13 protein-coding genes are annotated in these 15181 nt (G+C 44.7%); all 13 read left to right on the top strand.

All coding sequences use genetic code 11. The features are described 5' to 3' along the window. Positions 1-2 precede the first annotated feature (2 nt). The 13 genes from FDX22_RS07800 to FDX22_RS07740 all read left to right on the top strand — a co-directional run bounded on the left by FDX22_RS07800 (position 3) and on the right by FDX22_RS07740 (position 15165). On the top strand, positions 3-1481 hold the full coding sequence (locus tag FDX22_RS07800) for an MOP flippase family protein (RefSeq protein ID WP_146716981.1): 1479 nt from the start codon (positions 3-5) through the stop codon (positions 1479-1481). A gap of 65 nt (positions 1482-1546) precedes the next feature. Then, entirely contained in the window at positions 1547-2827 is a 1281-nt protein-coding gene (gene wcaK / locus FDX22_RS07795; protein WP_146717041.1) for a colanic acid biosynthesis pyruvyl transferase WcaK, read from the top strand. After that, a complete protein-coding gene (wcaL, locus tag FDX22_RS07790) occupies positions 2824-4044 on the top strand; it encodes a colanic acid biosynthesis glycosyltransferase WcaL (RefSeq protein ID WP_146716980.1) in 1221 nt (406 codons plus the stop codon). Before wcaK ends, wcaL begins: the two co-directional genes overlap by 4 nt. A gap of 11 nt (positions 4045-4055) precedes the next feature. Next, entirely contained in the window at positions 4056-5450 is a 1395-nt protein-coding gene (wcaM, locus tag FDX22_RS07785; RefSeq protein WP_146716979.1) for a colanic acid biosynthesis protein WcaM, read from the top strand. A 165-nt stretch (positions 5451-5615) separates the two neighbouring features. Further along, positions 5616-6509 (top strand): GalU regulator GalF, encoded by an 894-nt coding sequence (galF, locus tag FDX22_RS07780; protein WP_146716978.1) that lies wholly within the window; start codon positions 5616-5618, stop codon positions 6507-6509. Between the two features lie 374 nt (positions 6510-6883). After that, entirely contained in the window at positions 6884-7969 is a 1086-nt protein-coding gene (rfbB, locus tag FDX22_RS07775) for a dTDP-glucose 4,6-dehydratase (RefSeq protein WP_146716977.1), read from the top strand. Further along, positions 7969-8868, top strand: coding sequence for a dTDP-4-dehydrorhamnose reductase (rfbD, locus tag FDX22_RS07770; RefSeq protein WP_146716976.1), 900 nt, complete (start codon positions 7969-7971; stop codon positions 8866-8868). The genes rfbB and rfbD overlap by 1 nt, the downstream gene beginning before the upstream one ends. Before the next feature lie 54 nt (positions 8869-8922). Continuing rightward, positions 8923-9801: a glucose-1-phosphate thymidylyltransferase RfbA gene (rfbA, locus tag FDX22_RS07765; protein WP_146716975.1), complete on the top strand. Its 879-nt coding sequence runs from the start codon at positions 8923-8925 to the stop codon at positions 9799-9801. Between the two features lie 3 nt (positions 9802-9804). After that, a complete protein-coding gene (rfbC, locus tag FDX22_RS07760) occupies positions 9805-10362 on the top strand; it encodes a dTDP-4-dehydrorhamnose 3,5-epimerase (protein WP_146716974.1) in 558 nt (185 codons plus the stop codon). A 71-nt stretch (positions 10363-10433) separates the two neighbouring features. After that, a complete protein-coding gene (gene wzx, locus FDX22_RS07755) occupies positions 10434-11759 on the top strand; it encodes an O-unit flippase-like protein (RefSeq protein WP_146716973.1) in 1326 nt (441 codons plus the stop codon). A 105-nt stretch (positions 11760-11864) separates the two neighbouring features. Next, entirely contained in the window at positions 11865-12983 is a 1119-nt protein-coding gene (locus FDX22_RS07750) for a hypothetical protein (protein WP_146716972.1), read from the top strand. A 4-nt stretch (positions 12984-12987) separates the two neighbouring features. Beyond that, on the top strand, positions 12988-14106 hold the full coding sequence (locus FDX22_RS07745; protein WP_146716971.1) for a glycosyltransferase family 4 protein: 1119 nt from the start codon (positions 12988-12990) through the stop codon (positions 14104-14106). A gap of 15 nt (positions 14107-14121) precedes the next feature. Beyond that, entirely contained in the window at positions 14122-15165 is a 1044-nt protein-coding gene (locus tag FDX22_RS07740; protein WP_146716970.1) for a DUF1972 domain-containing protein, read from the top strand. Positions 15166-15181: the final 16 nt, after the last annotated feature.

Below are 15181 nucleotides of genomic sequence, written 5' to 3'. Positions count from 1 at the left end.
ACATGAGCTTACGAGAAAAAACCCTTAACGGTGCCAAGTGGTCGGCGATTGCCACGGTTTTCATCATTGGCCTTGGGCTGATTCAGATGACCGTGCTGGCGCGCATCATTGACGCCCATCAGTTCGGTCTGCTGACCGTGTCGCTGGTGATTATCGCACTGGCCGATACGCTCTCCGACTTCGGCATTGCCAACTCGATTATCCAGCGCAAAGCGATTGGCTATCTTGAACTTACCACCCTGTATTGGCTGAACGTCGGGCTAGGGATGCTGGTGTGCCTGGCGATGTTCCTGCTCGGTGAGGTGATTGCTGATGTCCTGAATAACCCCGACCTGGCACCGCTGATTAAAACGCTGTCGCTGGCGTTTGTGCTGATCCCGCACGGGCAGCAGTTCCGTGCGCTGATGCAAAAGGACATGGCGTTCAACAAAATTGGCATGATTGAAACCAGCGCGGTACTGGCCGGGTTTACCGTGACCGTGATCGGCGCCCATTTCTGGCCGCTGGCGATGACTGCCATTCTGGGGTATCTGGTGAACTGCGCGCTGCGTACGCTGCTGTTTGGTTATTTTGGCCGCCAGATTTACCGCCCCGGGCTGCATTTTTCACTCGCATCGGTGACGTCGAACTTGCGCTTTGGCGCCTGGCTGACGGCGGACAGCATCATCAATTATATCAACACCAATCTTTCCACGCTGGTGCTGGCCCGAACGCTGGGCGCAGGCGTGGCGGGCGGATTTAATCTGGCCTGGAACGTGGCGGTGGTCCCGCCCATCAAGCTGAACCCGATTATCACCCGCGTGCTGTTTCCGGCGTTTGCCAAAATACAGGACGACAGTGAAAAACTGCGGGTGAACTTCTACAAACTCCTGTCGGTGGTCGGCATTATCAACTTCCCGGCACTACTGGGCCTGATGGTAGTGGCGAACAATCTGGTACCGCTGGTGTTCGGTGAGAAATGGCGCGCCATCGTCCCGATCCTGCAACTGCTGTGTGTCGTTGGGCTGCTGCGCTCTGTCGGTAATCCGATAGGTTCGTTACTGATGGCAAAAGCCCGCGTTGATATCAGCTTCAAATTCAATGTCTTCAAAACCTGTCTGTTTATTCCGGCCATTCTCGTTGGCGGACATCTGGCAGGCGCGATGGGCGTGACGCTGGGCTTTTTGCTGGTGCAGGTAGTTAACACCATTCTCAGCTACTTCGTGATGATTAAACCGGTGCTGGGGCCGAGCTACAGGCAGTACATGCTCAGCCTGTGGCTGCCGTTTTATCTCTCCATACCGACGCTGGTGATTAGCTATGGACTGGGCATTGTGCTGCAGGGCCAACTGGCGTTAAGCCTGCTGCTGGGTCTGCAGGTAGCGGCGGGCGCGCTGGCATTTGCGGTGACGATTGTGCTGTCGCGCCACCCGCTGGTGGCGGAACTCAAGCGCCCGTTTTGCCGCAGTGAAAAAATGAAAACCTTGCTCCGCGCAGGCTGAATTGGGTTTGTTGTAGGTCGGATAAGGCGACAGCCTCCATCCGGCAATGATTGAAAGAGGTCATGATGAAAGTATTAATTCTCGGCAACCATACCTGCGGCAACCGTGGCGACAGCGCCATTTTGCGCGGTTTGCTGGATGCCATTAACACGCTGCAACCGCAGACGGAAGTGGATGTGATGAGCCGTTATCCGGTGAGCTCTTCCTGGCTGCTCAATCGCCCGGTGATGGGCGATCCGCTGTATTCGCAGATGAAGCAGCACAATAACGCCGCCGGCGTAGTGGGGCGGGTGAAGAAAGTCCTGCGTCGGCGCTATCAGCATCAGGTTTTGCTCTCGCGCGTGACCGATTCCGGTAACCTGCGCAATATCGCCATCGCCCAGGGCTTTACTGATTTTGTCCGTCTGCTGTCGCGCTATGACGCCATCATCCAGGTGGGGGGATCGTTTTTTGTCGATCTGTACGGCGTGCCGCAGTTTGAACATGCTCTGTGCACATTTATGGCGAAAAAGCCGCTGTACATGATTGGTCACAGCGTTGGGCCGTTCCAGGATGCACAATTTAACCAACTGGCGAATTACGTCTTCGGCCACTGTAATGCCCTGATTTTGCGTGAGTCCGTCAGTCTGGACTTAATGAAATGCAGCGAAATCACGACCGAGAAAGTGGAGCACGGCGTCGATACCGCCTGGCTGGTTGATAATCATCAGGACGATTTTGAACCCAGCTATGCCGTCCGGCACTGGCTACACACAGTGGCACAGCAAAAAACCGTGGCCATCACCCTGCGGGAGCTGGCGCCGTTTGATAAACGTCTGGGCACCACGCAGCAGGCCTATGAGCAGGCGTTTGCCGGGGTGGTGAACCGTATCCTCGACGAGGGTTACCAGGTGATGGCGCTGTCAACCTGTACCGGCATCGACAGTTACAACAAAGATGACCGCATGGTAGCACTGAACCTGCGCCACTACGTTAACGATCCGGCCCGGTATCACGTGGTGATGGACGAACTGAATGACCTCGAAATGGGGAAAATTCTCGGGGCGTGCGAGTTAACCGTGGGCACCCGACTGCACTCCGCCATTATTTCCATGAACTTTGACACCCCGGCAATTGCCATCAACTACGAGCATAAATCAGCGGGAATTATGCAGCAGCTGGGGTTGCCGGAGATGGCGATTGACATCAGCCATCTGCTGGACGGCAGTCTGCAAACGCAGGTGGCCGACGTGCTCGGGCAGTTGCCAGCCCTCAGTATACGGCTGAAAGAGGCCGTGCAGCGTGAGCGTGAACACGGCATGCGCATGGTGCAATCGGTACTGACGCGCATTGAGGAGCAAAAATGAAGGTTGGCTTTTTCCTGCTTAAATTTCCGCTCTCATCTGAGACCTTTGTGCTGAATCAGATAACTGCGTTTATCGATATGGGTCATGACGTCGAAATTGTCGCATTGCACAAGGGCGATCTCGAAAACACACATGCCGCCTATGAGGCGTACCGATTGGCCGACAAAACGCACTGGCTACTCGACGAGCCGCAAGGCAAGCGAGCCAAGCTGCAATACCGAGGCGCGGCGGCGTGGCAGGGCATTACCCGGGCGGCGACCTGGAAAGCGCTGAATATCTCTCGCTATGGCGAAGAAGCGCGCAACCTGATTCTGGCAGCGATATGTGGGTTAACCCGTAAAACGTTTCATGCCGACGTGTTTATTGCCCACTTTGGACCGGCGGGCGTGACGGCGGCGAAGCTGCGTGAACTGGGCGTGATAAGCGGCAAAATCGCCACGGTGTTTCATGGCATCGATATTTCGCACCGGGAAGTGCTCGCCCGCTATACCCCGGAATATCAAACGCTGTTTCAGCGCGGCGATCTGATGCTACCCATCAGCCATCTGTGGGCCGGACGGTTAAAAAATATGGGCTGCCCGCCACAGAAGATTGCCGTATCGCGCATGGGCATTGATATGACGCGCTTTACCCCTCGTGAGGTGAAAGCGCCGGGAGAAAAGCTGGAAATTCTTTCGGTTGCGCGACTCACCGAGAAAAAAGGGCTGCATGTGGCTATCGAAGCCTGTCGTCAGCTAAAAGCGCAGGGTGTGGCGTTTCGGTATCGCATTCTGGGAATTGGCCCGTGGGAGCGGCGCCTGCGCACGCTGATTGAGCAGTATCAACTCGATGATGTGATTGAGATGCCCGGCTTTATGCCCAGTCATCAGGTCAAAGCGATGTTAGAACAGGCGGATGTATTTCTGCTGCCCTCCATCACGGGAGCGGATGGCGACATGGAGGGGATCCCGGTAGCGCTGATGGAGGCGATGGCGGTGGGGATCCCGGTAGTGTCTACCGTGCACAGCGGTATTCCCGAGCTGGTGGAGTCCGGTAAATCCGGCTGGCTGGCGCCTGAAAACGATGCGCAGTCGCTGGCTGAACGGTTGGCGGCGTTCAGTCAGCTTGATAGTCAGGAGGTGACACCGATTGTGCTGCGCGCGCGTGAAAAAATCGCCACGGAATTCAATCAATCCGTTATCAATAAACAGTTAGCCAGCCTGCTACACGCGCTGTAAACCGAGGTTGTATGCCAGAGAAAAAACTCTCCCGACGTACCTTTATTACGGCAGGCTCTGCGCTTGTCGTACTCCATTCTCCTGCTGTAAGGGCGCTGGAAGCCGCGCGCAGCGTCAATATTCAGGATTATAACCCGAATGACTGGGTCGCTTCTTTCTGCCAGGCCTTCGCTGAAGGGCAAACCGTCGTGGTCCCTGCGGGTGTGGTCTGTGAAAACATGAATACCGGCGTATTTATCCCACCGGGCAAAACGTTACGCATACTCGGGCGCGTGAGCGGCAACGGGCGCGGGCGGTTTGTTCTGCAGGAGGGAAGTCAGGTAACCGGGGAGGGCAATGGGAGCCTGCACAATATCACCCTCGACGTGCGGGGTTCAGATTGTGTTATCAAAGGACTCGCGATGAGCGGTTTCGGCCCGGTGACACAAATTTATATCGGCGGCAAGACCCCGCGGCAGATGCGCAATCTCATCATTGATGATATCACCGTCAGCCACGCGAACTATGGCATCCTGCGCCAGGGATTTCACAACCAGATGGACGGTGTGCAGATCACCAACGGTCATTTTAGTGATCTGCAGGGCGATGCCATCGAGTGGAATGTGGCGATTAACGACCGCGACATCCTCATCTCGGATCATGTTATTGAGCGCATTAACTGCACCAATGGCAACGTGAACTGGGGGATTGGCATCGGACTGGCGGGCAGCACGTATGACAATAGCTACCCAGACGCGCAGGCGGTGAAAAACTTTGTGGTGGCGAATATCACCGGATCTGATTGTCGCCAACTGGTCCATGTTGAGAACGGCAAACACTTTATCATTCGTAACGTTAAGGCTCGCAATATCACCCCGGATTTCAGTAAGAAAGCGGGCATTGATAATGCCACGATAGCTATTTATGGTTGTGACAATTTCGTGATTGATAATATCAATATAAAACAGAGCGCAGGCATGTTAATTGGTTACGGCGTAATCAAAGGGCGTTATTTATCTATTCCGCAAAACTTTAAGCTGAATAATATTCATCTGGATAATAGTCAGCTCGACTCTACTTTACGCGGCATTCAAATTTCATCAGGCAATGCAACATCGTTTGTCGCCATCACCAACGTGGATATGAGGCGGGCAACGCTGGAACTGCACAATCAACCGCAGCATCTTTTTTTACGCAATATTAAGGTGATGCAAAAATCCGCCGTTGGACCTGCGCTGAAGATGCACTTCGACCTCCGTAAAGATGTGCGCGGCAAGTTTATGGCTAAACAGGACACGCTGCTGTCGCTGGCCAACGTCCATGCGGTGAACGAAGCCGGGCAAAGTTCGGTTGATATCGACAGAGTGAATCATCAGGTGGTGAACGTCGAGGCGGTGAATTTTCGCCTGCCGGAGCGGGGGCGGTAATTTTACGACCATTCCTGGCTAAAGTTACGCACGCTTGGGATTAAGATTACTGCATTCCGTAGATAAGCGGCGTAACATACCCGCCAACTGAGCAATGTAATTCATACTGGCTAAAACACGCTAAAAAGCTATAATTCAGCAACTAAAGAATAGGTGAATGACGTAATGGTTAATTTGAAAGCAGTTATTCCGGTAGCGGGTCTGGGGATGCATATGCTGCCTGCCACGAAGGCAATCCCTAAAGAGATGCTGCCGATAGTCGACAAACCGATGATTCAATACATTATCGACGAAGTTGTGGCTGCTGGGATCAAAGAAATCGTTCTGGTGACGCATGCATCCAAGAATGCCGTTGAGAACCATTTCGACACCTCTTATGAATTAGAATCACTCCTTGAGCAGCGTGTGAAGCGTCAGCTGCTGGCCGAAGTGCAGTCCATCTGTCCTCCGGGCGTGACGATCATGAACGTGCGTCAGGCGCAATTGCTGGGCCTGGGCCATTCGATTCTGTGCGCGCGGCCCATCGTTGGCGACAACCCTTTTGTGGTGGTGCTGCCCGACGTTGTGCTTGATACGGCAAGTGCCGATCCGTTACGTTATAACCTGGCCGCAATGGTGGCTCGTTTTAATGAAACCGGGCGCAGCCAGGTACTGGCTAAACGTATGCAAGGCGATCTTTCTGAATATTCGGTCATTCAGACGAAGGAGCCTTTAAACAACGAAGGTAACATTAGCCGCATCGTCGAGTTCATTGAAAAACCCGATCAGCCGCAAACGCTGGATTCCGATCTGATGGCAGTAGGTCGCTATGTGCTGTCGGCTGATATTTGGGCAGAACTGGAAAAAACGGAACCTGGTGCCTGGGGACGTATCCAACTGACCGATGCAATTGCTGAGCTGGCGAAAAAACAGTCTGTTGATGCCATGCTGATGACCGGCGATAGTTACGACTGCGGCAAAAAAATGGGTTATATGCAGGCATTTGTGAAGTACGGACTGCGCAATCTGAAGGAAGGGGCGAAGTTCCGCAAGGGCATTGAGAATCTACTGAACGAATAGATTTTAGCCTTAAGTGACGATTTGCAACAAAAAAATAGCGGCAGTTAACATCCCAGCGTCTATGCTTGATGCACGGGAATGTTACTGTCGTTTTTTTGTTAAAAACAAAGAATAACAACAAGTTAACCTACTAAGTTTAATCTGCTTTTTGTTGTATTTATCCTTGTTTCTGGCGGCATTTGGTAAGACAATTGGTCTCAGTTTTAGAGAGTTCTGCAGGAGTTTGCGGGACTACTCACATCTTGGCATTTAGTTAGTACTCTGGTAGCTGTTAAGCCAGGGGCGGTAGCGTGCGTAAATGTCTACATACTTGCATTGTGCATCAGCATTTTAATAGTAGTCATATACCTATAAACGAGACTCGGAATTATAACGTGAAAATACTTGTTACTGGTGGCGCTGGTTTCATTGGATCTGCAGTTGTTCGTCATATAATAAAAAATACCCAAGATACCGTTGTTAATGTTGATAAACTTACCTACGCCGGTAATCTGGAATCCCTTGCTGAAGTCAGCGATAGTAATCAATATTATTTCGAGCATGCGGATATTTGCGATAAAGCGGCGATGGAACGTATTTTTGCCACCCATAAACCGGATGCGGTGATGCATCTGGCTGCTGAAAGTCACGTTGACCGTTCCATTACAGGTCCAGCAGCTTTTATCGAAACGAATATTGTCGGTACTTATGTATTGCTAGAAGCTGCCCGTGGTTATTGGAACGATATGGATGCAGATAAAAAACAGGCATTCCGTTTCCATCATATCTCCACTGATGAAGTATACGGCGACCTGCCACATCCGGATGAAGTGGTTGCTGGTAGCATGCTGCCTCTATTTACCGAAAAGACAGCTTATGCGCCGAGTAGCCCATACTCAGCTTCAAAGGCATCCAGCGATCATCTGGTTCGTGCGTGGTCGCGTACTTATGGCTTCCCAACCATTGTGACTAATTGCTCTAACAATTATGGTCCTTATCATTTCCCGGAAAAACTCATCCCGCTGGTGATCCTTAATGCGCTTGAAGGCAAACCTTTACCTATCTACGGCAAGGGCGATCAGATTCGCGACTGGCTCTATGTGGAGGATCATGCCCGAGCCTTGTACATCGTGGTAACTCAAGGTGTGGTGGAAGAAACCTACAATATCGGCGGTCATAACGAGAAGAAAAACCTGGACGTGGTATATACGATTTGTGACCTGCTGGATGAAATCGTACCGATAGAAGGCTCTTACCGTGATCAAATCACTTATGTGGCAGATAGACCTGGCCACGATCGTCGCTATGCGATTGACGCGGCAAAAATCAGCGATGAACTGGGGTGGAAGCCACTGGAAACGTTTGAAAGTGGCATCCGTAAAACGGTGGAATGGTACTTGAGCAATACCCAATGGGTAGAGAACGTAAAAAGTGGTGCTTACAAAACCTGGATTGAGCAGAATTACGGAGAGCGTCAGTAATGAACATTCTGCTTTTTGGGAAAAATGGTCAGGTAGGCTGGGAATTGCAACGAGCTTTAGCGCCTTTGGGAAATATTATCGCCCTTGGCGTTCATTCTACAGATTACTGCGGAGATTTCAGTAATCCTGAAGGTGTTGCTGATACCGTTAGAAAAATATGCCCAGATGTCATTGTGAATGCTGCAGCGCATACTGCTGTAGATAAAGCAGAAGCAGAAGCGGAATTTGCGCAATTGCTCAATGCGACAAGCGTAGAGGCTATCGCTAGAGCGGCCGCTGAAACGGGCGCGTGGGTGGTACATTATTCGACAGATTACGTTTTCCCGGGTACTGGTGAAACACCATGGCGAGAAGATGATGTTACTGCTCCATTGAATGTTTATGGTGAAACAAAACTGGCTGGTGAGAAAGCTCTCCAGGCAAACTGTGCCCGGCACTTGATTTTCCGTACCAGTTGGGTTTACGCGGGTAAAGGTAATAACTTTGCTAAAACCATGCTGCGTTTTGCAAAAGAACGCACAGAAATGTCAGTCATTAACGATCAATATGGCGCACCAACGGGAGCAGAGCTACTGGCGGACTGTACAGCACATGCAATTCGTGTCGCACTGAAACGACCGGAAGTTGCAGGACTTTATCACCTCGTGGCAAGTGGTGTAACCACCTGGCATGACTACGCGGCACTCGTGTTCGAAGAAGCTCGTAAAGCAGGGATAGAGTTGGCGATTAACAAACTGACAGCTGTGCCTACCAGTGCATACCCCACACCTGCTCGCCGTCCAAATAACTCTCGCCTGAATACTGAAAAATTCCAGCTGAGTTTTGATCTTGTATTACCTGAGTGGGAGAGAGGCGTAAAACGTATGTTGGCTGAATTATTTACGTCAACCACAGCTTGAACCCATTATTAATGCCCGTTTTACGGGCATTTTGTATATAAAAGAGATGATGAAATGAAAACGCGTAAAGGGATTATTTTAGCTGGTGGATCGGGTACCCGTTTATATCCTGTGACGATGGCAGTAAGCAAACAGCTGTTACCCATTTATGACAAGCCAATGATCTATTATCCGCTTTCTACTCTGATGCTGGCTGGCATTCGGGATATCCTGATTATTAGTACCCCGCAGGATACTCCACGGTTTGAACAGCTACTTGGTGACGGCAGCCAGTGGGGACTCAATCTGCAGTATAAAGTCCAACCAAGCCCTGATGGCTTGGCTCAAGCTTTTATCATTGGTGAAGAGTTTATCGGTAATGATGATTGTGCCTTAGTGTTGGGTGATAACATCTTTTATGGCCACGACCTGCCAAAATTAATGGACACTGCTGTCAACCAGGGAAGCGGCGCAACCGTATTTGCTTATCATGTTAATGACCCTGAACGCTACGGTGTCGTTGAGTTTGACAAAAATGGCACCGCCATTAGTCTTGAAGAAAAACCTCTTGAACCGAAAAGTAATTATGCGGTAACTGGCTTGTATTTCTACGACAACGATGTTGTTGAGATAGCCAAAAATTTGAAGCCTTCCGCTCGTGGAGAACTCGAAATCACCGACATTAACCGCCTCTATATGGAGCAGGGCCGTTTATCTGTGGCGATGATGGGTCGCGGATATGCTTGGTTAGATACGGGAACACATCAGAGTTTAATTGAGGCTAGCAATTTTATTGCCACAATTGAAGAGCGTCAGGGGTTAAAGGTGTCCTGTCCGGAAGAAATCGCGTATCGCAAGGGATTTATCGATGCTGAGCAGATCAAAAGACTTGCAATACCATTATCGAAAAATGCTTATGGCCAATATTTAATTAAAATGATCAAGGGTTATTAAGACATGAATGTTATCAAAACTGAAATTCCAGATGTGCTAATTTTTGAACCAACGGTGTTTGGTGATGAACGTGGCTTTTTCATGGAAAGTTTTAATCAAAAGGTTTTTGAAGAGGCTGTAGGACGCAAGGTCGATTTCGTTCAGGATAATCATTCAAAATCAGGTAAAGGGGTTTTACGTGGATTGCATTACCAACTTCCTCCCTTTGCCCAAGGGAAATTAGTGCGTTGTATCGTTGGTGAGGTTTTTGATGTTGCAGTTGATATACGTAAAAGTTCCGAAACATTTGGGAAATGGGTGGGGGTGAAGCTTACCGCTGAAAATAAGAAGCAACTTTGGATCCCTGAAGGATTTGCGCATGGTTTTTTGGTGCTAAGCAATGTTGCTGAATTCGTGTATAAAACAAATAATTATTATATGCCTGCATATGAGAAAGGCATATTATGGAACGATCCGCAATTAGATATAAAGTGGAGTGAAGATGATAAAAATGACGATTACACTCTTTCTATAAAAGATAAATCACAGCATTTTCTCAAAAATGCGAATGTTTTTGAATGAAATTTAGGTGGTTAATTGTAATTGGTCGCCCCGATTCTTGAAGGATGAGAATAGTAACAATGTTAAGAGTTATGTTTAAGAATATTCAGCTGATAGTGGGGTTAATAAACCAATCGTGTAATATTATTGTACCATTTGTTATCACGTTTGTTTCGTTGAAAATTCTACCACAAGAACAGGGTAGTTTATGGTTAATGTTTTTGTCTATGGTTATCCTTGTTAGTCTTTTCGACTTTGGATTATCACCGACGATAATAAGAAATATAAGTTATGTAATTGCAGGTGCTCAACGTTTATCCAAAAATGATCTGGGTAATATAAATTTCGGCGACTCTATATCATTCGCACTTCTTGGCAGATTAATTTCCGATATAAAATCACTCTATAAAAAACTAACCTTACTTGCGGTATTTTTTATTGCTTTTTGTGGCGGCGGGTATTTCTTTTTTGTTGCGCCGAATGATATTTTTTATGAAACAATGGTCGCGTGGTTTATATTCAGTACTGGTTTGCTTTTGAGTTTGTATTACTTGTATTACACCCCGATTTTGAGTGGCTTTGGAGAGATACAGTATGCAAATTTAGCCAACATATATGGAAGATTAAGTTGGCTTGTTTTTAGCTTGCTGTGTATTCCATTTGGGTTGACGCTGATAAATCTATCGTTGTCATTTTTGTTATCTGTTATTGTTGCAAGAATATCATGTCTGTTTTTCTATAACAGAAATCAATTTGCAAGGATGGTTAAAAAAACCGAGCCTGAGAAGAACTCAACAATTCCATATATCTCGGGGAGTGCTATCAAATTAGGACTAGCAACCGCAGGTAATGTTGTTATAAATCGTGCTCCAATAATAATTGCAGGTATTGCATTCAGTTTAAATACCGCAGGTGAGTTTACGTTAACAATGCAGATATTTTTAGCGATTATATCTGTGAGTAATGTTTATTTAGCAATTAAAATCCCACAACTCTCACAGTTGGTCTTAAAAAATCAAAGAAATGAAATTAGGTCTCTAATCATAAAAATAATCATATACTCTGCTGTGTTTTATTTTCTTGGCGTTACTATGTTCGCATTTTTTTCAGATTTAATAATAAAGCTAACTGGGGCGAAAGTTGGTTTTTTAGAGACGAAATACATTATTCTTTTAGGGTTCGTTTTCCTCTTTGATTTGAATCATAATATTTGCGCATCTATACTTACAGCAGGTAATAAAATCCCTTTCGTGGTACCTGTTATTATATCGGGAATGCTAATTGCAATTCTGGGTTGGATGCTGGCGGTACCACTCAACATGGGGGTCATTGGGCTTATTGCTGCCCAGGGAGTTGTCCAGTTGAGTTATAATAATTGGAGATGGCCACTTATGGTTTATCAAGACTATATAAAATAATGATGTTTAGAAAAGCAAGTGTTGTTGAATTTATTGCTGTTTCACAAGGAGTAGTGATGCTCTCTATAGGAAAAATAAGTCTTGATTTGCTTAGTGGGTTAAAAAATGTCCAACATTATGATCGTACTCTTAATGGTTATTTCATCTGGTGCTCGTTATTTGGGTATTGTTTCTTATTTAGCCTTGAGTATTTTAATAGTAATTAATGTTTTTAAAAATAGTCATAAAAATAAACGATATGTTATAATATTTGCCCTCCTGACAATTTTTTTGGCAAATTCATTCTATACGCTTTACTTAGGTGATAATATTGATCCGGTAGTGGGTAATTTTCTGCTTCAAATTCTTTTTTTATTAACGCTGGATTATAAAAAAGAACAACCTCGGTTGGTGCTTGAAGCCATGAAATGGCAAATTTTGCTATCAATTTTACTTGGTCTTGTTGGGTATATAGGGATTAACAATTCAATGTTAATCGACGCAGGCTCTGCAAAAGGGTTTTCTGGGTTCTATGCATTGGCAGGTATTTTCGCCACACCACAATTACTAGCCAGTGTATGTATTGCGTTCCTTTTATTTCAACCAGTATTTGGTGGCAATATTTCACGCAACGATATTTACAATAATATTTGTAAATATACTGCCCTTGGTGTCATGCTGTTAAGTCTTAATAGAGTGAATATACTTTTTTATATGTTATGGAAGATAGTCACTCTGCTTAAAAGAAAATTTGGCGGCATGTTAATATTGTTTTGTATGGCATTTTTTGGCGTGATTCTTTGTTCAATTACGATATCTTATTTATCATTAGATGGTACTCTTTTGCAGACAGTGCAAAGTCGATTGGCATTAATCTTAGGGGTGATCTCAACAATTGATTTTAATGATGTCTGGCAACTTTTATTTGGAGTTTTTAATAGCATACATTTTTATTTACCAGAATATTTTGTAGATATTAATTATATTGAGAATGGCTTCCTTTTTATCTTTAAATATTTCGGGGTATTAGGTTTAATTACGTATGTCGCCTTTACTTCTCTACTAGCCATAGCCTTATTTAGGGAAGGGTATAAATTGTTAGCTCTTTACGCCATATTCTATCTAATTGTTGTTCAAAATTTCACAAATGAATTTGTGTCGTTTATTTTTCCGCAAATAATTTACTTGTTAATGTATTGTGCTTATGTGAAGAATAGAGACGTAATAGTATTAAATAAAGGGTAAGTACATGAAAAGAATAGCTATTTTTCATCCTGTAGATGATAGTTATGGTGCCAGTAAAATTTTAGCTTACGTAATAGGTTTTTTGTCAAAGGAATATATCTGTGACGTATACCTCCCAAAGAATAATAAAGTTATTGAAGGGATGGTTAAAGGTAATAAAAATGTGAACTTTATTGAAGTTGCTTATCTACCAGTTATACATCGGGGAATGTATAACCTTAAAGGTGTTGCTAATTGGCTTTCTATGAATATCAAAACCTTTAATTTAATAAGGAAAATGAGAAAAAAATATGATCTCATATATATAAATACGTTAGCTTTGTTTAGCATTTCTATAATATCAAAGTTATTGAATATCAAAAACCTTGTACATTGCCATGAATTTCTACAAGGAAGTGTATATGGCAGGTTCATTAAAAAGACAGTTCAGCAATGTGCCACGGTAATAATTAGTGTATCCAAACATGTTGCATCATATATATCTGATGATAGACCTAATAGCTATGTCATTCATAACGGCATCCCTGATCTTTGTACATTTGAAACAAAACCAATAAATAATGGTTTTGTTAACTTTGCAATGGTCGGAAGAATCATGCCTGAAAAGGGACAGTGGTTTTTGTTAGATGCTCTGAAGGTTATGCCTGAAAAGGATTTAGCAAAATTAAAAATTCATGTGTATGGCGATGCTCCACCAACCAGAAAGTCTTTAATGTTGAAATTTGTTGATGATATAAATTTGGCTGGTTTACATGAAACTGTTATTGTGTATGGTTTTGAACCTTTAGCTTCAGAAAAAATACAAGAACTTGATTGTTGTCTTGTACCATCATTAATGCCTGATCCTTTTCCAACAACAGTTTTAGAGGCTATGAGGGCATCAAAAATTGTTATTGCAACAAACCATGGTGGGGCTAAAGAAGTCATTGAAAATGGAGTCAATGGATTTTCTATAAACCAGAGCGATGCAAAACAATTTTCTGCAGTTTTAAGTGATATTGTTTGTATGTCTGTATCTGAAAGAGAGTTAATGGGTAAAAATGCCAGATTAACTTATTCAATGGAATATACAATTGAACAGTTCGAAAAACGCTTTATTAATGTTTTAAGCAAATATTTATGATGGTTTAGGTTAATAATGAAAAAAATTCATATTATTGGTACCGTAGGTGTTCCTGCATGTTATGGCGGATTTGAAACCTTAGTTGATAATTTATTAGATGACGAAAGGTTTGATATTACGGTCTATTGTAGCTCGAAAACATATAAAAATAAAAAAGTTGAGAAATATAAGGGAGCGAATTTAGTTTATGTGCCAATAAACGCTAATGGTATACAGAGTGTTGCCTATGATGTTTACTCAATGTTTTTTGCTGCTACAAAAAAGGCAGATATAATATTAGTGCTAGGTGTTTCTGGTTGCTTTTTTTTACCGGTGCTACGGAAAATTAGTCATGCGAAAATTGTTACAAATATTGATGGCTTAGAGTGGCGACGCGATAAATGGAATTCACTAGCGAAGTCATTTCTAAAAAAATCAGAAGAATTGGCAGTGAAATTTTCTGATGTTGTGATTTCAGATAACAAAGCTATTGCTGATTATGTAAAAAATGAGTATGCGTTTGATAGCCAAGTAATTGCATATGGTGGAGATCATGCTATTACTAAGGAAATTACATTCGATGACAAAGATTATGCTTTTACCGTATGCAGAATCGAGCCAGAGAATAATATAGCAATGATATTAGGCGCATTTAGTGTTGTTAACAAGAAACTTGTTATTGTTGGAAATTGGAACAATAGTAGCTATGGTCAGGAGTTAAGAAAAAAATATAATTCGTGTAAAAATATAGAAATGCTTGATCCTATTTATGATACGTCAAAATTGGCTGAACTACGCGCGTTTTGCTCATGCTATATACATGGACACTCTGCAGGTGGTACAAATCCATCGTTAGTAGAGATGATGCATTTTGGGAAATCCATAATATGTTTTGATTGTAGTTACAATCGAGAAACTACTGACCATAAGGCCATCTATTTTCAGGATGAGCATTCTCTATCCGAGATAATGAAGTCTGCTAAGCATTTTGGTGAAAACAAAGATATGTTGGAAATCGCCAGGGAAAAATACACTTGGGATAAAATTAGAGAACAGTATTACAATATTTTTGAATTATAGATGGTACTTTGCGATA

It is taken from the genome of Citrobacter sp. TBCS-14, assembly GCF_005280805.1.
Lineage (GTDB): Bacteria > Pseudomonadota > Gammaproteobacteria > Enterobacterales > Enterobacteriaceae > Citrobacter > Citrobacter gillenii.
Note: the sequence above shows the minus strand (reverse complement) of the source record. Positions and strands in the feature narration are given on the sequence as shown.

Bases quoted from the DNA above. Each gene is read 5' to 3' on its own strand.
- FDX22_RS07800 (WP_146716981.1), top strand. From the start codon at position 3: ATGAGCTTACGAGAAAAAACCCTTAACGGTGCCAAGTGGTCGGCGATT.
- wcaK (WP_146717041.1), top strand. From the start codon at position 1,547: ATGAAAGTATTAATTCTCGGCAACCATACCTGCGGCAACCGTGGCGAC.
- wcaL (WP_146716980.1), top strand. From the start codon at position 2,824: ATGAAGGTTGGCTTTTTCCTGCTTAAATTTCCGCTCTCATCTGAGACC.
- wcaM (WP_146716979.1), top strand. From the start codon at position 4,056: ATGCCAGAGAAAAAACTCTCCCGACGTACCTTTATTACGGCAGGCTCT.
- galF (WP_146716978.1), top strand. From the start codon at position 5,616: ATGGTTAATTTGAAAGCAGTTATTCCGGTAGCGGGTCTGGGGATGCAT.
- rfbD (WP_146716976.1), top strand. From the start codon at position 7,969: ATGAACATTCTGCTTTTTGGGAAAAATGGTCAGGTAGGCTGGGAATTG.
- rfbA (WP_146716975.1), top strand. From the start codon at position 8,923: ATGAAAACGCGTAAAGGGATTATTTTAGCTGGTGGATCGGGTACCCGT.
- rfbC (WP_146716974.1), top strand. From the start codon at position 9,805: ATGAATGTTATCAAAACTGAAATTCCAGATGTGCTAATTTTTGAACCA.
- wzx (WP_146716973.1), top strand. From the start codon at position 10,434: ATGTTTAAGAATATTCAGCTGATAGTGGGGTTAATAAACCAATCGTGT.
- FDX22_RS07750 (WP_146716972.1), top strand. From the start codon at position 11,865: ATGTCCAACATTATGATCGTACTCTTAATGGTTATTTCATCTGGTGCT.
- FDX22_RS07745 (WP_146716971.1), top strand. From the start codon at position 12,988: ATGAAAAGAATAGCTATTTTTCATCCTGTAGATGATAGTTATGGTGCC.
- FDX22_RS07740 (WP_146716970.1), top strand. From the start codon at position 14,122: ATGAAAAAAATTCATATTATTGGTACCGTAGGTGTTCCTGCATGTTAT.